General features: G+C 66.7%; 21 protein-coding genes. 16 read left to right on the top strand and 5 right to left on the bottom strand.

The window, feature by feature from the left end:
- Nucleotides 1-56: 56 nt before the first annotated feature.
- Together phoB and phoR are read left to right on the top strand one after the other, a co-directional pair.
- Nucleotides 57-755, top strand: a complete 699-nt coding sequence (phoB, locus tag G6032_RS10665; protein WP_165282092.1) for a phosphate regulon transcriptional regulator PhoB — start codon at nucleotides 57-59, stop codon at nucleotides 753-755.
- Nucleotides 752-2155, top strand: a complete 1404-nt coding sequence (gene phoR / locus G6032_RS10660; RefSeq protein ID WP_165282091.1) for a phosphate regulon sensor histidine kinase PhoR — start codon at nucleotides 752-754, stop codon at nucleotides 2153-2155. Before phoB ends, phoR begins: the two co-directional genes overlap by 4 nt.
- Here the strand turns inward: phoR and G6032_RS10655 are convergent.
- Complete coding sequence (locus tag G6032_RS10655; RefSeq protein ID WP_346763799.1) at nucleotides 2142-2627, bottom strand: CYTH domain-containing protein; 486 nt, start codon at nucleotides 2625-2627, stop codon at nucleotides 2142-2144. The genes phoR and G6032_RS10655 overlap by 14 nt on opposite strands.
- 204 nt (nucleotides 2628-2831) lie before the next feature.
- Here G6032_RS10655 and phoU (G6032_RS10650) point away from each other — a divergent pair, with 204 nt between their 5' ends.
- The 6 genes from phoU (G6032_RS10650) to G6032_RS10625 all read left to right on the top strand — a co-directional run bounded on the left by phoU (G6032_RS10650) (nucleotide 2832) and on the right by G6032_RS10625 (nucleotide 6876).
- Nucleotides 2832-3548, top strand: a complete 717-nt coding sequence (gene phoU / locus G6032_RS10650) for a phosphate signaling complex protein PhoU (protein WP_165282090.1) — start codon at nucleotides 2832-2834, stop codon at nucleotides 3546-3548.
- Nucleotides 3541-4056 (top strand): disulfide bond formation protein B, encoded by a 516-nt coding sequence (locus G6032_RS10645; RefSeq protein ID WP_240902116.1) that lies wholly within the window; start codon nucleotides 3541-3543, stop codon nucleotides 4054-4056. Before phoU (G6032_RS10650) ends, G6032_RS10645 begins: the two co-directional genes overlap by 8 nt.
- Before the next feature lie 399 nt (nucleotides 4057-4455).
- A complete protein-coding gene (locus G6032_RS10640; RefSeq protein WP_165282089.1) occupies nucleotides 4456-4701 on the top strand; it encodes a type II toxin-antitoxin system CcdA family antitoxin in 246 nt (81 codons plus the stop codon).
- Complete coding sequence (locus G6032_RS10635) at nucleotides 4701-5000, top strand: CcdB family protein (protein WP_165282088.1); 300 nt, start codon at nucleotides 4701-4703, stop codon at nucleotides 4998-5000. The genes G6032_RS10640 and G6032_RS10635 overlap by 1 nt, the downstream gene beginning before the upstream one ends.
- Before the next feature lie 483 nt (nucleotides 5001-5483).
- A complete protein-coding gene (locus tag G6032_RS10630; RefSeq protein ID WP_165282087.1) occupies nucleotides 5484-5786 on the top strand; it encodes a type II toxin-antitoxin system RelE/ParE family toxin in 303 nt (100 codons plus the stop codon).
- Complete coding sequence (locus G6032_RS10625; protein ID WP_165282086.1) at nucleotides 5776-6876, top strand: HigA family addiction module antitoxin; 1101 nt, start codon at nucleotides 5776-5778, stop codon at nucleotides 6874-6876. Before G6032_RS10630 ends, G6032_RS10625 begins: the two co-directional genes overlap by 11 nt.
- 352 nt (nucleotides 6877-7228) lie before the next feature.
- On the opposite strand, the gene dapE is transcribed toward G6032_RS10625, so the two are convergent.
- On the bottom strand, nucleotides 7229-8353 hold the full coding sequence (dapE, locus tag G6032_RS10620; protein ID WP_165282085.1) for a succinyl-diaminopimelate desuccinylase: 1125 nt from the start codon (nucleotides 8351-8353) through the stop codon (nucleotides 7229-7231).
- A gap of 290 nt (nucleotides 8354-8643) precedes the next feature.
- On the opposite strand from dapE, the gene G6032_RS10615 reads away from it, so the two are divergent.
- The 8 genes from G6032_RS10615 to phoU (G6032_RS10580) all read left to right on the top strand — a co-directional run bounded on the left by G6032_RS10615 (nucleotide 8644) and on the right by phoU (G6032_RS10580) (nucleotide 19489).
- Entirely contained in the window at nucleotides 8644-9615 is a 972-nt protein-coding gene (locus tag G6032_RS10615) for a PstS family phosphate ABC transporter substrate-binding protein (protein ID WP_165282084.1), read from the top strand.
- A gap of 108 nt (nucleotides 9616-9723) precedes the next feature.
- A complete protein-coding gene (locus tag G6032_RS10610) occupies nucleotides 9724-12342 on the top strand; it encodes an ABC transporter permease subunit (RefSeq protein WP_206211915.1) in 2619 nt (872 codons plus the stop codon).
- Nucleotides 12343-12359: 17 nt separating this feature from the next.
- Nucleotides 12360-14105: a phosphate ABC transporter permease PstA gene (gene pstA, locus G6032_RS10605; protein WP_165282083.1), complete on the top strand. Its 1746-nt coding sequence runs from the start codon at nucleotides 12360-12362 to the stop codon at nucleotides 14103-14105.
- A 21-nt stretch (nucleotides 14106-14126) separates the two neighbouring features.
- Entirely contained in the window at nucleotides 14127-14963 is an 837-nt protein-coding gene (gene pstB, locus G6032_RS10600; protein WP_165282082.1) for a phosphate ABC transporter ATP-binding protein PstB, read from the top strand.
- The gene (locus G6032_RS10595; RefSeq protein ID WP_165282081.1) at nucleotides 14935-17031 is read left to right on the top strand and encodes a substrate-binding domain-containing protein; all 2097 of its coding nucleotides are present in this window, start codon (nucleotides 14935-14937) and stop codon (nucleotides 17029-17031) included. Before pstB ends, G6032_RS10595 begins: the two co-directional genes overlap by 29 nt.
- Nucleotides 17006-17878 carry an ABC transporter permease subunit gene (locus tag G6032_RS10590; protein ID WP_165282080.1) on the top strand — a complete coding sequence of 291 codons (873 nt, stop codon included), beginning with the start codon at nucleotides 17006-17008 and terminating at the stop codon, nucleotides 17876-17878. Before G6032_RS10595 ends, G6032_RS10590 begins: the two co-directional genes overlap by 26 nt.
- Nucleotides 17875-18711, top strand: coding sequence for an ATP-binding cassette domain-containing protein (locus G6032_RS10585; RefSeq protein ID WP_165282079.1), 837 nt, complete (start codon nucleotides 17875-17877; stop codon nucleotides 18709-18711). The genes G6032_RS10590 and G6032_RS10585 overlap by 4 nt, the downstream gene beginning before the upstream one ends.
- A 37-nt stretch (nucleotides 18712-18748) precedes the next feature.
- Entirely contained in the window at nucleotides 18749-19489 is a 741-nt protein-coding gene (gene phoU / locus G6032_RS10580; protein ID WP_165282078.1) for a phosphate signaling complex protein PhoU, read from the top strand.
- A 55-nt stretch (nucleotides 19490-19544) separates the two neighbouring features.
- On the opposite strand, the gene G6032_RS10575 is transcribed toward phoU (G6032_RS10580), so the two are convergent.
- From G6032_RS10575 to dapC, 3 genes are read right to left on the bottom strand one after another with little or no spacing between them, the layout of a single operon-like run.
- Complete coding sequence (locus G6032_RS10575) at nucleotides 19545-20414, bottom strand: alpha/beta hydrolase (protein WP_165282077.1); 870 nt, start codon at nucleotides 20412-20414, stop codon at nucleotides 19545-19547.
- A 45-nt stretch (nucleotides 20415-20459) separates the two neighbouring features.
- The gene (dapD, locus tag G6032_RS10570) at nucleotides 20460-21284 is read right to left on the bottom strand and encodes a 2,3,4,5-tetrahydropyridine-2,6-dicarboxylate N-succinyltransferase (RefSeq protein WP_165282076.1); all 825 of its coding nucleotides are present in this window, start codon (nucleotides 21282-21284) and stop codon (nucleotides 20460-20462) included.
- An 18-nt stretch (nucleotides 21285-21302) separates the two neighbouring features.
- Complete coding sequence (dapC, locus tag G6032_RS10565) at nucleotides 21303-22511, bottom strand: succinyldiaminopimelate transaminase (RefSeq protein WP_165282075.1); 1209 nt, start codon at nucleotides 22509-22511, stop codon at nucleotides 21303-21305.
- Nucleotides 22512-22528: the final 17 nt, after the last annotated feature.

The following is a 22528-nucleotide window of genomic DNA, read 5'->3' as shown; positions in this document are numbered from 1 at the left end:
ACAAATCTGTAACCGGCGGTTGCTGTAATGACGCAGTCATACAACTGGGCAATACCATGGCTGCCAAGCAGATCCTGATCGTCGAGGACGAGAAGCCGATTCGCGACATGATCGCATTCGGGCTGCGGAGGTCGGGATTCGACGTGCGGGAGGCGGAGGATTGCCGGGCCGCGCGAATCGCGGTGGCCGACCAGTTGCCCGACCTGGTGCTCGTGGACTGGATGCTGCCCGACATGAGCGGCCTGGAACTGACGCGCCTGCTGAAGAAAGACTCCGGCACGCGGGAAGTCCCGGTCATCATCCTCACCGCCCGCGCCGAGGAAGAGGACAAGATCCGCGGCCTCGAAGGCGGTGCCGACGATTACATCACCAAGCCCTTTTCGCCCCGCGAGCTGCTGGCGCGCATCAAGGCGGTCCTGCGCCGCGGCGGACCCGGCGAGGAAGAGGAAGTGCTGGCCGCCAACGCGCTGCGCCTCAACTCGGCGAGCCATCGCGTCACGGCGGGCGAGGAGGTCATCGCCCTGGGGCCGACCGAATACCGCCTGCTCAAGTTCTTCATGGGGCACCGGGATCGCGTCTACAGCCGGGGCCAGCTGCTGGACCGGGTCTGGGGCGGCAACGTCTATGTCGAGGAACGCACGGTGGACGTCCACATCCGCCGCCTGCGCAAGGCGCTCGAAGCGTCCGGTTGCGATCGCCTGATCCAGACGGTCCGCGGCGCGGGCTACCGCTTCTCCGAACAGGTCGACGAGTGAGCGAGGGCCCGTGGGGCTACGTCGCCGGGCGGCTGCTCGCCCTGCTGTTCGTATCGGCCCTGTTCGGTTACCTCTTCGGCCAGCCCCTGGCGTGGTTGTCCGCCGCGCTGCTGGCCTATCTCGGCTGGCACCTGTGGCATCTCTGGCAGCTGGAATCGTGGCTGCGACGCAAGCTCGGAGAGCCGCCGCGCGACGCGGCCGGCCTGTGGGGTGGCGTGTTCGCCCAGCTGCATCGCCTGCGGCTGCAGAGCCGCGCACGCAAGAAACGCCTCGCGCGCGTGTTGAAAGAGTTTCGCAAGTCCACGCAGGCGTTGCCCGACGCCGGGGTGGTGCTCGACAAGGACAACGCAATCGTCTGGCTGAACGAGGCCGCGACACGGCTCCTCGGACTGCGCCCCGCGGATCGCGGCCAGCGCATCGAGAACCTGCTCCGTGCCCCCGAATTCGCTGCCTTTCTCCGCGCCGCACGTACCGACAGCAACCTGCGCATGGCCTCGCCGCCGGACGAAGCCGTGAAGCTGTCGCTGCAGGTCGTGCCCTATGGCGAGACCCAGCACTTGTTACTGGCGAAGGACATCACGCACGAGGTGCGCCTCGAGACCGTGCGCCGCACCTTCGTGGCCAACGCCTCGCACGAACTGCGCTCGCCCCTGACGGTGATCAGCGGATATCTCGATTCGCTCGCCGGCGATCCGGAACTCGCGGACTACTGGCGTGAGCCGGTGGACGAGATGGCGCGCCAGTCGGAGCGCATGCGCCGCATCATCGAGGACCTGCTGACCCTGTCGCGCCTCGAGGCCTCCGCGCCGGAAGCGGAGCGCGACTACGTCGACGTCGCCGCGATGCTGACCGTGTTGCGCAAGGAGGCCCTGGCGCGTCCGCAGCGCCCCGGCGTCATCGAGCTGCACCTCGATACGGAGGCGGGATTGCTCGGCGTGGAGTCGGAGATCTACTCGGCCTTCGCCAACCTCATCGGCAATGCGCTGAAGTACACGCCGACCGATGGTCGCGTGAGCATCCGCTGGCGGATGGAAGGCGAGGAGGGCTGGATGTCGGTCGAAGACGACGGCATCGGTATTCCGGCGGAGGCGATTCCCCGGCTGACCGAGCGCTTCTACCGCGTGCACAAGGGGCGCGACCGAACCACGGGCGGCACGGGCCTGGGACTGGCGATCGTCAAGCACGTGCTGCAGCGACACGGCGGGCGCCTCGCGGTGGAAAGCAAGATCGGCGCCGGCAGCCGCTTCACCTGCCGCTTTCCCCCGGGACGCATTGCCGCCGGTCCCGAGGCGACGGACGGACACACCGGTGGCGACGGCGCGGTTCCGGGCGATGCGACGGCGGCCGCAGCGGGATCGGGATCGGGATCGGAAGCAGGGCGCGCGCCTACCAGTCCCTGAAGGGATGGCGCAGCAGGTTCGCGTTGTAGTAACGCGGATCGTCCGAGACTTCGGCACCGAGCCAGGCGGGGCGATCGAAGGCCTGGTCCTCCTTGTCCAGTTCGATCTCGGCGATCACCAGGCCGGCATTGGCCCCGTGGAACTCGTCGATCTCCCAGCGCTGCCCTGCTTCGCACAGCGTGTAACGCGTCTTGTCGATCAGCGGTTGCAGGCACATCGTTTCCAGCAGCTGGTCCGCATCGTCCGGCGGAATCGGATACTCGTACTCGGCGCGCGACACGCCCGTGGTGACGCCCTTGATGGTCAGCCAGGCCTGCTCTCCCGCAACGCGCACACGGACGTTGCGGGCCGGGTCCACCGACAGGTAGCCCTGCCGGATACGCCGGCCTTCCGCCCGTGATTTCCATTCAGTCCCGGCGACCAGGAACTTGCGCTCGATCTCGGTGTGCATGCCGCTCATATTGACCGTCATCCCGTGCTTCATCAAGCGCCGGGCTGCGCACGTTTATTACAATGGAGTGACAGCGGCTGACGGCTGTTTTGGCGGGATTTTTTCCGGAAACGGCGTGTCCGATGGTGTATTGTTCCAGTCTTCCGCGCAGTCGTAACCGGGCTGTCATCCAAGCGTCATATTCGCGTGCAACACTTTTTGTTCCGCCGTCCGTCGAGTCCCGCCATGGAACACCAGGATCTCACCCACCATTGGTCGCGCCAGTTCAACGCCGAACTCGAAGCCGTGCGCAACAGCGTGATGGCGATGGGCGGACTGGTCGAGGAACAGCTGCGCCGGGCCGTCGAGGCGCTCGTCCGGGGCGACAGCGCGCTTGGCGAGCGCGTCGCACGGGACGATTACAAGGTCAACCGGGCGGAGGTTGCGATCGACGAGGATTGCAGCCGGATCATCGCGCGCCGCCAGCCGACGGCCGGCGACCTGCGCCTCGTGATGGCCATCGTCAAGACCATCACGGACCTCGAGCGAATCGGCGACGAAGCCGAAAAGATCGGCTTCCTTGCATCGCGCCTGGCGTCGCAGGAGCGGCCGACCGACAGCTACGAGGCCATCCAGCAGCTGGCCGAGCTCGCGGGCGGCATGTTGCATCGTGCCCTGGATGCTTTCGCGCGCATGGACCCGGAGGAAGCGATGCGTGTCGTGCGCCAGGACCAGGCGGTGGACCGGGAGTACGAAGCCGTGTCGCGCCAGGCGATCGCCCTCATGACCGAGAATCCGGGTAGCATTCACCGGGTGCTGGACATGCTGTGGGTGGCGCGGGCGCTCGAACGCATCGGCGATCACGGCAAGAATATCTGTGAGTATGTGGTGTACATGGTGCGCGGCAAGGACATCCGCCATGTGAGCCTCGAAGACGCGGAGCGACAGGTCAGGAATGGTTGAGAGAACGGGATTGCGCGGCCTCGATCGCCGCATGGTGAACGGGGCCGGCGCGCTGCTCTGCGGCGGGCTGCTGGGCTATGCCATGTATGCCGAGCACGTGCTCGGGCTGGAACCGTGTCCGTTGTGCGTATTCCAGCGGGTGGCCGTGCTTGCGCTCGGCTTCGTCCTGCTGGCCGCCTATGCGCACAACCCCGGACGCAGCGGCGCGCGGGTCTACGGCGTTCTTGCGGCCGTCACCGCGGCGGCGGGCATCGGCTTCGCCTGGCGCCAGGTCTGGTTGCAGGGCCTGCCGGCGGACGAGGTGCCCGAGTGCGGGCCCGGGCTGGACTTCATCATGGACGTGTTCCCGTTCTGGGAGGCGATCGGCATGGTGCTCGAGGGTTCGGGCGACTGCGCGAAGATCGACTGGACGTTTCTCGGCCTGAGCATGGCCGGGTGGATGCTCATCATCCTCACGCCGCTGGCGCTGGTCGCGCTCTGGAACAACTTTCGGGCGGTCGGGCGCTGATCGACGGCTCGGCCCGTCAGGGTCGACCGCGGATCCGGGTCGTCACTTAGCGCCTTCGTTCCGGTCGACCGCGGATCCGGGTCATCACGGTCGATCGCGGCTCCGGGTCATCACGGGCGCCCTTCGCTCGGCGAAATCTGAGCTCGCTCAGTGCGCCCATGACGCCCCGGTTCCGCTGCGGCGTCGGCAGGGCAGGCGTGGCTCGGGCCGCTGCGGTCGATCCGCGTCGTCGAGGCGGGTTTGGCTCGCGCGAGCGTGGTCGACCAGCGACTTTGTTTCGTTCTTCAGGCGACTGAATTGGAGCATTCGCCTGCGTGAGGCATGAGCTCGCCATGCATGCTTGATGGGCATTTCATGTGGGCATAGGATAGGCGCATGATGGTGAGCAAGGACTAGACCATGCGGGCTACTGAAGCTGACAAATCCACCCGAAAGCCGACCAACCTGTCGCTGGATAGTGCGCTTCTCAAAGAGGCGAAAGCCCTTGGAATCAATGTGTCGCGGGCCGCGGAGGCGGGTATCGCCGAGGCCGTGAGACTGCACAAGCAGGAGAGGTGGCTCAAGGAGAATGCCACAGCACTGGCAAGCTCTAACTCGTACGTTGAAGCGAATGGCTTGCCCCTGGCTCGCCACCGTCAATTCTGATGGCCCGTTTTGACATCTTCAAAAACGAGGATGAGGCCGGCTATCTGCTGGACGTTCAGTCAGACCTTCTCAGCGGCTTGAATACGCGAGTTGTCGTGCCCTTGTTGCCCCAATCTTCCGCGCCGTCCCCTGCCCAGCGGCTGAATCCTGTATTTCGCATCGAGGGTCAGGAGCTGGTAATGGCAACGCAGTACATGGCTGCTGTTCCCGCAGGCGAATTGCGCTCTCGAGTTGGCAGCCTTGCTGAGAAGCAGGACGAAATCTCCACGGCGCTGGATATGTTGTTTCTGGGCTTTTGATCCAAGGATTCGGATTTTTCAGCGCCGTGACGCCGCGGTCGATCCGCCTTCGTTTCGGTTCGACCGCGGATCCGGGTCATCACTTAGCGCCTTGGTTCCGATGGACCGCGGCTCCGGGTCGTCACGGGCGCCCTTCGCTCGGCGAAATCTGAGCTCGCTCAGTGCGCCCATGACGCCCCGGCTCCGCTGCGGCATCGACAGGGCGACCGTCGGCATGTCCCTGGCGATCCCGGCAGCGGGCGGGGGGTGTCACAGGCCGGCCGAGCGAGTTTTTCCTTGTCTGAGCGCAGGCCGGCCTGTGGCGGCGCGCGGCCGTGGTCGATTCGCGTCTCCGTTGCGGTTGAGTGCAGTTGAGTGCGGTCGATGAGCGCGTTAGCGCTCCAATCCCGAATGTTGTCCTAACTTCGGAGCGCCTTTGTGCTAAAGTCTTCACCCATGGGGTGAATATTCCGGCGGACAGCATGCAGGACCGGATCAAAGACGGTGGAGATCAGGTTTCGAACCAAGAAACTCGCGAAGTGCTTTGTAGAGTCAAAGCACGCGGTTAAGGCCTTCGGGAAGGATGTCGCTCGAAAGTACATCCAGCGGATCAACCTGATCAAAGCAGCTAACACCTTTGAAGAGGTTGAGTGCCTACCGGGACTTCGATGCCATGAGCTGAAGGGCAAGAGACGTGGTCAGTACGCCGTAAATTTGACTGGTTTTTATCGCCTTATTTTTACTCTCGAAGGCGACATGATGAACATCGTCATGATTGAGGAAGTGAGCAAACACTATGATGACTGAAACGCATTTCATGTCTGACTTGGCCATTCCTCCTGGTGAGTACCTCGAGGAGGTGCTTGCAGATTTAGAGCTGAATCAGGCCGAGCTGGCGCGTCGTATGGGAAGGCCCGCGCAGGCCATTAACGAAATCATTCGTGGGGAGAAGGCCATTACGCCTGAAACGTCTATACAGCTCGAGAAAGTTGTAGGAGTTCCGGCGCACATCTGGTCTCGCCTTGAAGCGGATTTTCGCCTGATTCAAGCGAACTTGAATGACAGGAAGGAGGCGAAAAAGGAAGAAGTTCTGGTTCCGAAATTTCCTTACGCTCTTCTTGCCAAGCTGGGCCTTGTTGAAAAAACCAATTCAAAGATCGAGCGGGTGGAAAATCTCCGTTCGTTTTTCGGAGTTTCTTCTCTTTTCAACCTCCAAGGTACTAGAGATTACAGTCCGGCCTTTCGGCAGGGTTCGAAGGACGGGCTCAACCATGAAGCATTAGCGGCTTGGTTGCGTGCTGGTACGGTGCTCTCAAAGCGGGATGGCTGTGCAGAGTATTCGAAGAAGCGACTCGAGCAGGCGCTGCCAGAAATTAGAAAGCTGACAAAGCGCAACGACCCGAGTGAGTTCTTCAGCGAGCTTAGATCGCTTCTATGCGAGTGCGGGGTGTCCTTGATCGTCATCCCTCACTTTCCGAAGACTTATACGAACGGCGCCACCTTTTGGTCCGGGAAGGATAGAGCCGTAGTTATGATGTCTCTTCGAGGAAGTTGGGCGGATATTTTCTGGTTCAGTCTATTCCACGAGCTTGGACATATTTTGTTGCATGACAAGCGATCGACGTTTTTGGAAGACGGAAGTCACCATCCAGGCAGACGCAAGCAAGAAGAAGAAGCTGACAAGTTTGCACAGGTCACTCTTATCCCTCCTGCAGAGTTCCAGAAATTCGTTCTTGCCGGCGACTTTTCGCGTGACGCCATTATGCGATTTGCTGCAAACCTTGATATCGGCCCGGGCATTGTTACGGGAAGGCTTCACCATGAAGGGTTGCTTCCTTACACAATCCATCATGGTCGAGTGCGGTATAGATTTGAGCTAGCAAATCGCTGCAGCTGACGTTCGATCCGCCTTCGTTTCGGTTCGACCGCGGATCCGGGTCGTCACTTAGCGCCTTCGTTCCGGTCGACCGCGGATCCGGGTCATCACGGGCGCCCTTCGCTCGGCGAAATCTGAGCTCGCGCAGTGCGCCCATGACGCCCCGGTTCCGCTACGGCGTCGGCTGGGCGACCGTCGGCGTCTCCCTGGCGATCCGGGCAGCGGGCGGGGGGTGTCACAGGCCGGCCGAGCGAGTTTTTCCTTGTCTGAGCGCAGGCCGGCCTGTGGCGCCGCGCGCCTGCGGTCGACCAGTTGGCCCAGCGGACCGCCAGGCCGGCAGACACGCGAGCCGGCAGGGCCCGGCGAACCGCCGCTAGAGCAGCTTCCGGAGCAGCGCCAGGTAAAGGTCCTTCAGCGGCTCGAGGTCCGCAATCCGCACATGCTCGTCGATCTTGTGGATGCTCGCATTGACCGGCCCGAGTTCCACGACGGCGGCGCCCGTGGGGGCGATGAACCGCCCGTCCGAGGTGCCGCCGCCCGTCGACAGCTCGGGGTCGATGCCGGTCACCTCGCGGACGACCGCACGAACCGCATCGAGGAACACGCCCGGCCGGGTCAGGAAAGGCCGCCCGGCATCGCGCCACTGGACCCGGTAATCCAGGCCGTGGCGGTCCAGCACTTCGTGGATCCGCGCCTGCAGGCCTTCGAAAGTCTGCTCGGTGGAGTAGCGGATATTGAATTTCAGCTCGGCGGAGCCGGGCGTGACGTTGCGAAAGCCGGTGCCGGCATGCAGGTTGGTGAGCTGGAAACTGGTGGGGGGGAACGCGTCGTTGCCGGCGTCCCACTCGAGGGAAACCAGCTCGGCGAGCACGGGCGCGAGCTTGTGCAGCGGGTTCACGGCCGTCTCGGGATAAGCGACGTGGCCCTGTATGCCGGTGACGACCAGGTCGCCGGACAGGGAGCCGCGCCGCCCGGTCCGCAGCATGTCGCCGAGCCGCTCTTTGCTGGAGGGCTCGCCGACGAGGCACCAGTCGATCTTCTCGCCGCGCGCCTCGAGCGTCTCGATGACGGCGCGGGTGCCGTCCTGCGCCGGGCCTTCTTCATCGCTGGTGATCAAAAAGGCGATCGAGCCTGCCGGGTCGGGGTGCGCGGCGAGGAACTCCTCGCAGGCCACGACCATCGCCGCGAGGCTGGCTTTCATGTCGGCCGTGCCCCGGCCCCAAAGGCAGCCGTCCCGCTCGGTGGGGGCGAAGGGCGGAGAGGTCCAGGCGGTCTCGGGGCCGGACGGCACGACGTCCGTGTGGCCGGCGAAACACAGCAGCGGACCCGTCGTGCCGCGGCGCGCCCAGAAGTTGTCCACCTCGCCGAAACGCATCCTCTCTACGCTGAAACCCACCGCTTCGAGCCGTGCGATCATCAGCTCCTGGCAGCCGGCATCGTCCGGCGTCACCGAGGCCCTGGCGACCAGCTCCTTTGTTAATTCAACAACTTGTGACAACTAATTCATCCTTCTTCACGGTCAACGTCGGCCCCGGACAGGCTCGTGCACGGGTGCTGGATCTGCGGCCTCGTTCTTTTTTCGCGGCGAGGCGATGGCCGGCTCGCGCGGTCCGGTCCCGGTCCGGTCGCGGCCCGTGGGGGCTTGCCGATTATGGCGCCTGATGGCTCCTTGTAACACTGTCATCCCTGTAATAGTTCTGTAACATATGGGCCTTAGTGTGTGCGGGTCTCTTATCTATGCCGGATTCGGCAGGACACCCCCCCATGTATTTCCCAAGGAGTCAACGAATGACCCGCAAGCTTCTCGCGCTGGGCGCCGGCCTGGTCCTTTCCGCTTCGGCGTTCGGCCAGGCGCTCACCGTTGATCCGGAATTGCCGACCTACGAGCCGGTCTCGGGCGTCTCCGGCAGCATGAAGTCGATCGGCTCCGACACGCTGAACAATCTCATGGCGCTCTGGGCGGAGGGGTTCCGCTCGGTGTACCCGAACGTCCAGATCGAGATCGAGGGCAAGGGTTCGGGCACGGCCCCGCCGGCGCTGATCGGCGGCAACGCGCAGTTCGCCCCCATGTCGCGGCCGATGAAGTCCGCGGAGATCCAGGAGTTCGAGAAGCGCTACGGCTACCCGCCGACGCCGGTCCGCAGCGCCGTGGATGCGCTGGCGGTGTACGTGCACAAGGACAATCCGATCCAGTGCCTGTCGCTGCAGCAGGTGGACGCAATCTTCTCCAAGACCCGGAATGGCGGGTATCCGGACAACATCACGACCTGGGGCGACGTCGGCCTGACGGGCGAGTGGGCCGACCGGCCGATCTCGATCTACGGGCGCAACTCGGCTTCGGGCACCTACGGCTACTTCAAGGAAGTCGCGCTGTTCAACGGCGACTACAAGGACGAGGTCAAGGAACAGCCCGGTTCCTCCACGGTGGTGCAGGGCGTGGCCTCGGACATCGGCGGGATCGGTTACTCCGGCGTGGGGTACAAGACCGCCGACGTGCGCTCGGTGCCGCTGCAAACGGATGCCGACGGCGCATGCTACGACGCCGTGGCGGAGTACGCGGTATCCGGCGATTATCCGATCGCCCGCTTCCTCTACATTTATGTCAACAAGAACCCGAACCGGCCGCTCGACCCGTTGCGCGGCGAGTTCATTCGTTACGTGTACTCGAAGCAGGGCCAGGAGGCCGTGGTTCGTGACGGTTATTTTCCGGTGCTGAAGCCGCTCGCCGACCAGGATCTCGCGATCTTCGGCTTGAAATAAGCGTTCTACAGGACCCTGGCATGCAGCGGTGCGGGCCCGTCCCGCACCGCTGCATGGTTTAAGGGCCCTCGCGGTGGCACCAGGTCGAGGCCCAGGGACATCTTGAAGATGGACAAGCGCTCAGGCGAAAACAGCGGTGACGCCCATGCCTTCGCGGTGCATCGCCGCGAAAAGAGCACGAAAAAATCCGTCCTGGTCGGGGACCGGGTCGCCAACTGGACGATCACCATCGGCGGACTGCTGGTGATCGTCGCCGTCATCACTATCATGGTGTTCCTCGTCTCGGTGGCCTTGCCGCTCGCTTCCGGCGGCAACGTCGAACAGCATCGCGTCTACACCCTCGATACGGCGAAGCGCGTCGCCTGGCTGAACGCGGACGAGTACAACACGATGGGGATCCGCGTGACGGCGGACGGCACGGCCAGCGCGTTCCACCTGCCCACCGGCGCCGCCGTCGCGGCGACCGAGTTCGATTTCGCTACGCGGGCCACGGCCGTCGGCGGGATCGTCACCCGTGACCAGGTGGCGTTCGGCTTCGCGGACGGCAGCGTGCGTTTCGGCGGGGTGGGTTTCGATGTCGCGGTGCGCCTGGCGGAAGACCTTCCCGCACAGCGCGAACCCTTGAACGAGACGGACAGCCTGGTGGCAGGCACGGTCTACCGGCTGCTGAACACGGGGGACTACCGCGCCGTGTCGCCGAACTGGTGGGTGAACCCGCCGGAGCAGGTGTCCGAACACGCGATCGTCGCCATCGACTACCGCGTGGGCGGCACGAATGAACGACCGACGCGCTCGTTCGTCACGGTGGATGCCGTCGGCGTGGCGCGTGTCTCGCGCGCGGTGGTCCAGCGCAACCTCATGACCGGCGCGGAGACCGTCCGGCTGACGTCCACCACACTGCCGACGCTGCCGGAGGACACGGAGGTCACCCGCGTCCTGATGAACAGCGCCGCGGATCGGGTGATCATCGCCACGGCCGTGGGGACACTTTATCGCTACGACCTGCGGGACTTCAACAACCCGGTGCTGGCCGAGACCACCCGCGCTTTCGACGAGAGCGTGGCCATCACCGCGATGGACTTCCTCAACGCGGAGCACGCGCTGGTGGTCGGCGGTTCGAACGGCGCGGTGGACGTGTTCTTCCGCCTGGAGGCGCCGGATGCGGGCACCACCGACGGCTACGAGATGGTGCGCGCCCGGGTGCACGAGAACCAGGGCACCCCGGTCACCGAAATTTCGGTGGCGCAGCGCAAGAAGGCCATGGCCACGCTCGGGGCGGACGGCAGCGTCTGGGTGCGCTACTCGACCGCCGAGCGCACGCTGTTCAAGCTGCAGCGCGACAGCGATCCCGACGTGGATGCGAACCTGATGCTCATGCCGCGCATGGACGGCCTGCTGTTGGCGGACGACACCGGCGCCGTGGACGCCTGGCGTTTTTATTTCCCGCATCCCGAGACCACCCTGCGCGCCCTGTTCGGCAAGCTGTGGTACGAGGGCTATCCCGAGCCGACCTACACCTGGCAGTCGTCCTCCGGCACCGACGTGTTCGAACCGAAGTACTCGCTAGTGCCGCTGATTTTCGGCACGCTCAAGGCGACGGTCTATGCCTTGCTGTTCGCCGTGCCGATCGCGCTGCTGGGGGCGATCTATACCTCGGAGTTCCTGCATCGCAGGGTGCGCGCCACCGTCAAGCCGGTCATGGAAATGATGGAGTCGCTGCCCACGGTGGTGCTGGGATTCGTGGCGGCGCTGGTGCTGGCGCCGATCGTCGAGGAGTGGATCGCGGCCGTGTTGCTCGCCTTCGTCTCGATCCCGATGGGGCTGATGCTGGGCGCCTTCACCTGGCAGATGCTGCCGCCGAAGGTGGGGCTCAGGCTCGGCGGGGTGCCCAAGTTCTTCTTCATGATCCTGTCGATCTTCGTCTTCGGCTACGTCGCTTACCGCCTCGGGCCCGCTTTCGAGCGACTGTTCTTCTACGGCGACTTCAAGGCCTGGGTGAACGGCGACGTGGGCACCGGGATGCCGTTCCTTTTCCTGGTCGGTTTCCCGCTGAGTTTCATGCTCGTGGCCTGGGGATTCGGTCGTGGCTGGGGCCACCACTGGCGCCTGATGCTGCGCGAGCGGCGCCGCGAGCAGGCCGGGCGGCTCGATTTCGCTCGCTGGATCGTGTTCCTCCTCGCGGCGTCCGGGCTCTCCCTGGGGTTGTCGGCGCTGCTGACCGCGCTGGGCTACGATCCACGCGGCGGCGTCATCGACACCTATTCGCAACGCAATGCGCTGGTGGTCGGTTTCGTCATGGGTTTCGCGGTCATTCCGAACATCTACACCCTCGCGGAGGACGCGCTGAACTCGGTGCCGTCCCACCTGCGCGCCGCGTCCCTGGCCGCGGGCGCGACCCCCTGGCAGACCGCGATGTGGGTGATCCTGCCGGTGGCGGCCTCCGGCGTGTTCTCGGCCGTCATGATCGGCATGGGGCGTGCGGTCGGCGAAACGATGATCGTGGTCATGGCGGCCGGCAATACGCCGATACTCGACTGGAACATCTTTTCCGGGCTGCGGACCCTGTCGGCGAACATCGCGGTCGAACTGCCGGAAGCGGTCAAGGACAGCACCCTGTACCGCACGCTGTTTCTTGCCGCGCTGACGTTGTTCGTCATGACCTTCGTCATCAACACGCTTGCCGAGCTCGTGCGCCAGCGCTTCCGCAAGCGGGCGTTCCAGCTGTGAACGGGAGGATCTGAGCGATGAAGGAGGCCCCGGGGTCCGCGCGACTGCCTGCCGATCCGGCACCCCTGCAACGCTACAGCGTGCGCAAGTATTCCGCCGACCTGTCGGCCGTCGGCGAACCGTGGCTGTGGGCGCTGGGCGGCGCCCTGGCGCTCGGCATCATCCTGGTGGCCGGCTTCCTGGCGATGGTGTTCTGGAACGGTGCGACGACCTTCTGGCCGAAGCCCATCGAGGTGGTGACGCTTACGGACGGTTCGGTCATCGCGGGCGAGCCGACCCGCTCGGGCATCTACCGTGTCGGCGAGAACGTCCGCGAAACCCTCCCTCCGGACGTCCTTGCGGCGCTGGACGAAAACGACGGTTATGCCCGCCGGGTGTTGTATCGCTCGGCCAACTACGACCTCTACGGCGATGATTTCCGCTGGGTCTCCGACTACGAGGTCGCCGACGTCACGCGTCCGGCCGACATGTTCCTCGTGGAGCGGCAGGAATGGGGGCCGTTCGTCGGCCGCATCGCCGGCCTCGTCGTGGGCGGCGAACCCCGCGACATGGCGAAGGTGAGCTATGCGCAGCTTCGCGAGGCCCAGGACGACGCCCGCGAGCGCTTCCACCGCATCCGCGAAATCGAGCAAAAGGACATCGGCCGGGTCAACTACGAAATGGAGCGCGAGCGGCTCGCGTTGCGCAAGGTCGAGTTGCGCGAGGGCAGGGATTCCGAGGCGTATCGGGAGCGCCAGGCCGAGGCCCGGGCGCGCATCGCGGAGCTCGAGGCGGAGTTCGCGCGGCACCAGGCCCGCATCAGCGAGATCCGCGTCGAGGACCGGCAGGACCGGATCATCCTCGAGGAGATCGGCGGGCGGACCAAGGAGGAACTGCTCTCGGACATCGTCCGCCTGTATCCGGCCAACGACCTGGGCCCGATGGAGCGGCTCGGGGTCTATTTCTCGCGCTGGAAGGAGTTTTTGACCTCGGAGCCGCGGGAGGCGAACACCGAGGGCGGCGTCCTCCCCGCGATTTTCGGCACGGTGGCCATGACGCTCATCATGGTGGTCATCGTCGCGCCGTTCGGCGTGATCACGGCGCTGTACCTGCGCGAATACGCGAAGCAGGGGCGGATCGTCTCCATCGTGCGCGTCTCGGTGAACAACCTGGCCGGGGTGCCGTCGATCGTGTTCGGCGTGTTCGGCCTCGGCTTCTTCGCCTACACGCTCGGCACGACAGTGGACCAGTTGTTCTACGCCGAGCGCCTGCCCAGTCCGACCTTCGGCACCGGCGGCATCCTGTGGGCGGCGCTGACGCTGGCCCTGCTGACCGTCCCGGTGGTCATCGTCGCCTCGGAAGAAGCGCTCGCAGCGGTGCCGCGCTCGATGCGCGAAGGATCGCTCGCCTGCGGCGCGTCGAAATGGCAGACCATCCGGCGGGTGGTCCTGCCGCGCGCCATGCCCGGCATCATGACCGGGCTGATCCTCGCGATGGCGCGCGGCGCCGGCGAGGTCGCGCCGCTGATGCTGGTCGGGGTGGTGAAGCTGGCGCCGATGCTGCCGGTGGATTCCTTCTACCCGTACCTGCACCTCGAGCGCAGCTTCATGCATCTCGGCTTCCACATCTTCGACGTCGGCTTCCAGTCGCGCAACTCGGAGGCGGGCAAGCCGATGGTCTTCGTGACCACGCTGTTGCTGCTGTTCCTGATCGTGACGATGAACGCGTCGGCGATCTACATTCGTAACCGGCTGAAGCGAAAGTTCGCGGTCGGCCAGTTCTGATCAACCAATGGAGGCCTGCCGATGAATTCGGTTGCCCAGCAAGCGTCCGGCGTCACGTCCGGCGCCATCGAGCCCACGAATTACCATTTCACCAAGGCACCGGACGGGCCGGCCCTCGACGTGCGCAGCTACAACCTGTGGTACGGCGAGGCGCAGGCGCTGTACGACATCGACATGGAGATCCAGAAAGGTCTCGTGACGGCACTGATCGGACCCTCCGGTTGCGGCAAGTCCACGCTGCTTCGCTCGCTCAACCGGATGAACGACCTGGTGGACAACCTGAAAATCTCCGGGGAGATCATCGTCAACGACGAGAACATCTGTAAGCCGGCGATCGACGTCATCGCACTGCGCAAGCGGATGGGCATGGTCTTCCAGAAGCCGAACCCCTTCGCCATGTCGATCTACGAGAACGTCGTGTACCCGCTGCGCGTCGACGGCGTCAGGAACCGCAAGGTGCTGGACGAGACCTGCGAGCGGGCCTTGCGCGGCGCGGCGCTGTGGAACGAGGCCAAGGACCGGCTGACGGAATCGGCGCTGGGGCTCTCGGGCGGGCAGCAGCAGCGCCTGTGCATCGCGCGGGCGATCGCCTCCGATCCCGAGATCCTGCTGATGGACGAGCCCTGCTCGGCGCTCGACCCGATCGCCACCGCCAAGATCGAGGAGCTGATCGACGAGTTGAAGGGCCATTACACGATCGTGATCGTGACCCACAACATGCAGCAGGCGGCGCGTGTTTCCGACAACACCGCATTCATGTATCTCGGCCGCCTCATCGAGTACGGCAACACCGAGACGGTGTTCACGAATCCGAAAGCGAAGCGCACCAGTGACTACGTCACGGGACGCTTCGGTTAGGCGCGGGCCGTCCATCGTCCTGCTGCTGGCGGCGCTGCTTGCCTGGCCGGCGCCTGCGGTTGCCGCTGCCGCCGCCGAAGGAACGCGCGATACGGCCGCCGGCGTTCGTGATCATCCCCTGGTGGCGGGCTCTTCCACGATGTACCCCTTCGCGGTGGCCGTGGCGCAGCGCGAGGTCGGCCGTGGTGCACTCGTGCTGCCGATGGGCACCGGGGCCGGCATTGCGTGGTTCTGCGAAGGCCTCGGGCCGGCCACGCCCGACGTGGCGATCGCATCACGGGCGATGACGCCCGAGGAGGCCAGTGCCTGCCGCGTGGCGGGCGCGGTGCCGATGAGCGAGTTCGAGGTGGGGCGCGACGGGATCGTGATCGGGGCCCATCCGGATGCCGGCCTGCGCAGCCTCACCCGCACCCAGCTCTGGCTCGCGCTCGCGCAGCGGGTGCCGGATCCCGCAGGGGGCTCGCGCTGGATCGCGAACCCCTACACGCACTGGAACGAGATCGGCGCCGGTCTGCCGGCCATGCCGATTCGCGTCCTGGGCCCCCCGGCGACCTCGGGCACGCGCGACAGCTTCGCCCGGCTCGCCATCGAACCCGCCTGCCGCGCCGCGCTGCGGACGAATCCGGAGTCGGGATTCGATCCCGCCCGCTGCGGTGAGCTGCGGCGCGACGGCGCCTGGGTGGATGCGGGCGAGAACGACGACGGACTGGTGGCGAGGCTCCAGGCCGACCCGGTGGCCGTGGGGGTGTTCGGTTTCGGCACGCTGGTGCGCAACGCCGGACGCGTGGCGGCCGTCTGCATCGATGGCGTGTGCCCGGATATGTCGAGCATCGCGGCGGGCGATTATCCGCTGGCGCGCGCGCTCTACCTCTACGTCAAGAGGGCGCACCGCGACTTCGTGCCGGGGCTCGACGAATTCGTCGCGGGCTTCTTTTCGCCGGGGGCCATCGGTCCGGGCGGCTGGTTGCTGGCGCTCGGCCTGGTGCCGGTAGCGGGTGCTTCGCCCGAGCCCGCGCTGACGCGGGGCCAGCCGGCGAGTTTCTCGCTGGGCCCGAAGGTCGGCTCCATGGTGCTGGCCCTGGCCTTGCTCGGCGTGCTGCTGGCCCTCCTTGTCGGCCTGGCGTTGCTGCGCCGTGCTGCGCCCGTGGGACGCATGCTGCAACGCTCGGTCGGCCTGGCCCTGTGGGGGAGTACGGGCCTGGCGGCAGGCGTGCTGGCGCTGGTCTGGGTGACCCTGCTCGTGCCCACGATGAATTTCTTCCTGCAGGTGTCGCCGCTGGCATTTCTCGGCGGCACTCACTGGAGTCCGGAGAGCGCCATTCGCGCCGCGCAGGCGGTCGGCGAGGGCGCCTTCGGGGTGCTTCCCGTATTGCTCGGCAGCGTCATGGTCGCGCTGATCGCCTTGCTCGTCGCCCTGCCGCTGGCGCTGGCGACCGCGCTGCACAGCTATGCCTGGACCGGCGCGAGGCGGCGCGCACGCTGGCGCGTGGCGATGCGCCTGGCCGCCCTCGTGCCGGCCGTCGTCTACGGCCTGTTCGCCGTGCTCACGCTCGGCCCCCTGGTGGCGGCCGCGGCTGCGAGCCTGGGGATGGCCGCGGCGACCCAGAGCACGCTCGCGGCCGGCGTGGCCGTCGGCATCATGTTGCTGCCGGTGTTGACGGTGCGTCTCGAAGAGGCGCTCGACCGGGTGCCCAGGGGCGCGGCGGAGGCGGCCCTCGGCCTCGGTGCGACCCGCTGGGAGACGCTGCGGGATATCGTGTTGCCCCAGGCACGTCCCGGCATCGGTGCGGCGGTGCTGCTCGCCGTATCGCGCGCGCTCGGCGAGACGGTGATCGTGCTGATGGCCGCCGGCCTGGTGGCCACCTGGAGCGTGGATCCGCTGGGGGCCACGACGACGCTGACCGCCCAGATGGTCGCGCTCATGTCGGGCACCCATGCCCTCGACAACGTCAGAACTCAGCTACCCTTCGTACTGGGACTGTTTCTCGTCATCATCGTGCTGCCGCTCAACGCCTGGGCGCTGCGCCTGTTACGGAGATCCGATGTCGCCCCTTCGCCGATCTTCTGAAATCGCTGCCGGCCGGCAGCGCCGCGAGCGTGCGATGCGCGCACTCGCCCGTGCCGGGGCGTGGCTGCTCGTGGCGCTCCTCGCGCTGCCCCTGCTCGACCTGTTGCGCCATGCGGGGCCCGGCCTCGGTGCGATCACTTTCCTGCAGCCGGATTCGATCGATGCCGAGACCGCCGGTATCGCCGGCGCCGTGATCGCCTCCGGGCTGGCCTTGCTGCCGGTGCTGCTGGTGGCGATCCCGCTCGGCCTCGGCGTGGCGGTCTACCTCGAAGAAATCGCCCGGCGGGGGCGCGGTGCGGCCCTGGTGAACCGCAGCCTGCACCACCTGGCGATGCTGCCGCCCGTCATCTACGGATTGCTGGGTTTCGGCGGCCTGGTCGTCGTGCTCGGCCTGCCGGTCGGGACGCCGCTGCTCGCCGGCGCCGTGCTGGGCCTCGTGATGCTGCCCAGGATCGTGATGGTGGGGCAGGCGGCGCTGAGACGGGTGCCGGCCGCGGGTCGGGAGGCGGGCTACGCAATGGGGGCCGCGCCGCTGCAGGTCGTGGCCGGGCATGTCCTGCCGCGTGCGGCGCCCGCCATGCTCGGCGGCGCGTTCACCGTGCTGGCGCGGGCGCTCGGCGAGGCCGCCCCGCTGCTGCTGGTCGGATTCGCGGCGTTCGCCGCCGGGTTGCCCGCATCGCCGGCCGAACCCGGCATTCCGTTGCCGGTGCTGGTATTTCGTTGGGCCGAACTGCCGGGCCAGCTGTTTGCCGCGAAGGCCGCCGCAGCCGCGCTGACGCTGCTCGCGGTGGTGTTGCTGCTGGGCCTGCTGGGCTGGCTGCTCGAGCGGCGCGGGCGCGCGGCATGAGCGCGCATCCGGAGTCGGGCGCGCCGGCCGCGGAGGGTGTGGCAAGGGTCCGCCCGGCCGGCTCGCCAGGGCATCCTGATCCGGTCCTGGAGTGCCAGGGGCTGAGCGTATTCCGCGGGCAGGAACCCCTCGTGACCGGCGTGGACCTGAGTTTCGGCCGCCACGAGGTCACGGCCATCGTCGGCGCGCTGGGCGCGGGCAAGACGGCCCTGCTGCGCTCGCTCAATCGCATGATGGATCTCGATTCGATCTATCGCACGGTGGGTCGCGTGCTGCTCGACGGCGAAGACCTGCGTGCGCCCGGTGTCGATGTCCTCGCCTTGCGCGCACGGGTCGTGCTCTTGCCTGCCCAGCCGACGGCCTTCCGCATGTCGGTGTTCGACAACGTGGCCTACGGCGCGCGCATCCACGGCCTGGCGCCGGATCGCACCGAACTGGAACGCCGCGTCCGCGACAGCCTGCAGCTGGCGGGCCTGTTCGATGACGTCCGCGAACGCCTGCGTGCGTCACCCGAGGGGCTGCGGCCGGAGCAGCTGCATCGCCTGTGCATCGCCCGCGCGCTGGCGCTCGAGCCGCAGGTGCTATTGTTCGAGAATCCCTGCCAGGGTCTCGATCCCACGGCGGCGGCGCGCATTGAAGACCTGGTGCATGGTCTTGCGACCCGTTGCAGCGTTATCCTGACCGTGCAGTCCATGCAGATGGCGGGGCGGGTCGCCCGGCGTATCGCCTTTCTGCATGCCGGACGCCTCATCGAGGTGAACGCGGCTGACGAATTGCTGACGACGCCCCGGCACCGTTTGACCGAAGCGTATGTCACGGGCCGTGTCGCGTAGGCGGCGGCCATCCTGGGTCCACGAGGAGAAGAAGATCATGAGCGACGGGCACGGCGGACACACGGTGCAGAGTTTCGACGAGGAATTGAAGCGCCTCTCGGGCGTACTGCTGGACATGGGCGACCTCGCCATAGCCCAGGTGCGGGACGGAACGCGATCGCTGTTCGAGCGGGATGACGAACTGGCCCAGGAGGTCGTGGCCCGCGAGAAACAAATCAACGCCTACGACACCCAGGGCGAGGAAATGGCGATCCAGGTGATCGCCAGGCGCCAGCCGATGGGGGTGGACCTGCGCTCGGTGATCGTGATGCTCAAGAGCTTCACCGAACTGGAACGCGTCGGCGACGAGGCCAAGAAGATCGCCAAGATCGCGCGCCGCATGATCGTGGACGAACAGGATCCCATCGACGCCTATCGCGATTCCGTCAAGCGGATGGCGATTGCGGCCGAGCATTCGCTGGTCGAAGTCCTGCGCGCGATCCGTGAGCAGGACGAGAACCTCGCGATCCAGGTGGCCGAACGCGACAAGCTGCTCGATATCGAATACAAGGATGCGCTGCGCGCCATCCACGAGGGCCTCGTGTCCACGCCCTCGCTGCTGCCGGTGGCCGCCGAGTCCGTGCTGATCATCAAGGCCATCGAGCGCATCGGCGATCATGCGAAGAACATGGCGAAACTGGTGGTCTACCAGGTCGCCGGCCGCGACGTGCGACACGTCAAGAGCAAGCGGCTCGCCGAGGCGCTCGGCAAGACCGACGAGGAGGACGACGCAGGCTGATCCACGGCCCCGGCCGCGCGCTTCGGCGGATCGGGGCTGGCCGGCGCTCCGCGGTTCAGCGTGGCGTGTCCGCGATGAATTCGACGATGTCGCCGAGCGTGTCCCCGAGGAATCCGAGGGGCGGCGCCAGCGCCGCGACCACCCGGGCATGGCCCGTGTCGGGATAGATCTCGAGCGTCGCCGGCACATCGTGGGTGCGCAACGCCTGCAGCAGGTGGACGCTGTTCCCGGGCAGGACCCGCGTGTCGTCCGCGCCATGGATCAACAGTGTCGGCGGCGCATCGGCGGACACGAAATTGATGGGCTGGCTCCGCTCGCGCAAGGACTCCGGGAAGACTTCCTGCAGGTAGCCCTCCTCGAGCGGGAGGAAGTCGTAGGGCCCGGAGAGCCCGATGAAACCCGCGACCGGTGGCGGGTCCTCCAGTGCATCGAGATAACGCCGATCGAACGCGAGCATGGCGGCGATGTGCGCCCCCGCGGAGTGCCCCGCCAGGAACAGCCTGCGACGGCCGTCCCGGACCCCGTCGACGTGTCCTGCGGTCCAGGCGACGGCGGCGGCGCCATCTTCCACGAAGCGCGGGAACGTGGCGTCGGGATGGCCCCGGTAGTCGGGGATCACGACGATGTAACCCACTTCGGTCAGCGCCGCAGCGACGAACTCGAAGTCGCTGCGCGATGCCTCTCTCCAGCCGTTGCCGTAGAAGAACACCACCACCGGCGCGTCCGGCGCGGCGGCGTCGGGACGGTAGACGTCCAGCCGCTGGCGCGGCGCGTCGCCGTAGGCCTGGCCGGTTTCGGCGACGTAATGTTCGGACGGGCTCAGTGCATTCACCACGGTCAGCGCGCCGCAGCCCGAGCAGAGCACGGCGCCGAGCAGCAGCAGGACTGACCGGCAACAGGCCGGGAATCGGAAGTCCACTTTCATGCGACCTTCGTGTTGCGGGGATCCGGCGCGGCCCCGCGGTGTTCGCTAGCGCGCCGCGCGCAGCAGTTCGTTGATGCCGACTTTCGCGCGCGTCGCGGCGTCCACGCGCTTGACGATGACCGCGCAGGCCAGGTGGCAGCGGCCGTCACTCGACGGCAATGAGCCGGGCACGACGACCGCGCCGGCCGGCACGCGCCCGTACGTGACTTCGTCGCGTTCCCGGTCATAGATGCGGGTGCTCTGGCCGAGAAACACGCCCATCGAGATTACCGCGCCTTCCTCGACGATGACGCCCTCGACGACTTCGGAGCGGGCGCCGATGAAACAGTGGTCCTCGATGATGGTCGGGTTGGACTGCAGCGGCTCGAGCACCCCGCCGATCCCCGCGCCGCCCGACAGGTGCACATGCGCGCCGATCTGCGCGCAGGAGCCGACCGTGGCCCAGGTGTCCACCATCGTGCCCGGCCCGATCCAGGCGCCGATATTCACGTAACTGGGCATGAGCACGGCGTCTGCGGAGATGTAGGCTCCGCGTCGCACGATCGCGGGCGGCACGATCCGTGCGCCCGCCGCCCCGAAGGCCGCCGCGTCATAGCCGGAGTATTTCAGGGGCACCTTGTCCCAGCCGCGCAGCGCGCCCATTTCGACGAGCCGGTTGGCCTCGATGCGGAACGACAGCAAGACGGCTTTCTTGAGCCACTCGTTGACGACCCAGGCGCCATCCACTTTTTCCGCCACGCGCTCGCGCCCGTCGTCGAGCGCATCGATGGCTTCGGCCACCGCCTGGCGGACCGCGGCGGGCGTGTCGTCCGGCGAGAAACGCTGCCGTTCCTCGAAGGCGCCTTCTATCGTTTCCTGCAGCGTGCTCATGAGCTTCTCCGATCGATCTCAGGCGGTTGGGTGGCGTGCGGACGCGAAGCGCGCGATGCGTTGCGCCGCTTCGATGCAGGTCTCCGGTTCGGCGACCAGCGAGATGCGCACCCGGCCGTGCCCGGGATTGCCGCCGGCGTGGTCGCGCGACAGGTAGCGGCCGGGCAGGACCGTGACATTCTCCGCAGCGTACAGGTCGCGCGTCCAGGCCTCGTCGTCGCCGGGGACGGCCAGCCACAGATAGAAGGCCGCCGCAGGCCGCTCGACGGGCATGACTGCGGCGAGAATCGGCACGACGGCATCGAACTTCTGCTGGTAAAGCTGCCGGTTGCTCCGGGCATGGGCGTCGTCGGCCCAGGCCGGGACGCTGGCCAACTGCACCATCTCCGGCACGGCGCAGCCGTGGTAAGTGCGGTACAGCCTGAAGCGCTCCATGATCGCCGGGTCGCCGGCGACGAAGCCGGAGCGCAGCCCGGGAACGCTGGAGCGCTTCGACAGGCTGTGGAACACGGCGCAGCGCGTGAAACTCGTGTTGCCGGCGCGCAGGCAGGCGCCGAGCAGTCCGGGGGGCGGCGCGCCTTCGTCGAGATAGATGTCCGCGTAACACTCGTCCGCGGCGACGACGAAGTCGTAGCGTTCCGCCAGCTCGAGCACACGCAGCAGGTAGGCCTCGTCCATGACCGCGCCGGTGGGATTGCCGGGACTGCAGATGAACAGGATGCGGCATTGCTCCCAGGTCTCCTCGGAAACCGCGTCCAGGTCCGGCAGGAAGCCGGTCGACGCCGTCGTGTCGAGGTAGCAGGGCGTCGCCCCGCCGAGCAGCGCAGCGCCCTCGTAGATCTGGTAGAAGGGGTTCGGCATCAGCACGAGGCCGCCCGCTGCGGGATCGAGCACCGCCTGGACGAAAGAGAAAAGGCCTTCGCGCGTGCCGTTGACGGGGATCACCATGGTGGCGGGATCGACGGCGTCGGCCGGCAGGGCGTAGCGGCGCTCCAGCCAGGCGGCGCAGGCCGCGCGCAGCTCGGGCAGCCCCGCGGCCTTGGGATACACGGCGAGACGGTCGAGCGCCGCGCTCAAGGCGGCGCCGATGAACGCCGGGGGCGCATGCCGGGGTTCGCCGATGGACAGCGCGATGTGCGGCCGGTCCGGGGGCGGCGCGACGCCGTCCGTGAGTGCGGCGAGCCGCTCGAAAGGATAGGGATGAAGCCTGTCGAGCAGCGGATTCATGCGTTTGCCTGCCTGTC

The organism is Wenzhouxiangella sp. XN24 (assembly GCF_011064545.1).
Lineage (GTDB): Bacteria > Pseudomonadota > Gammaproteobacteria > Steroidobacterales > XN24 > XN24.
This window is presented reverse-complemented; position numbering and strand designations above follow the sequence as displayed.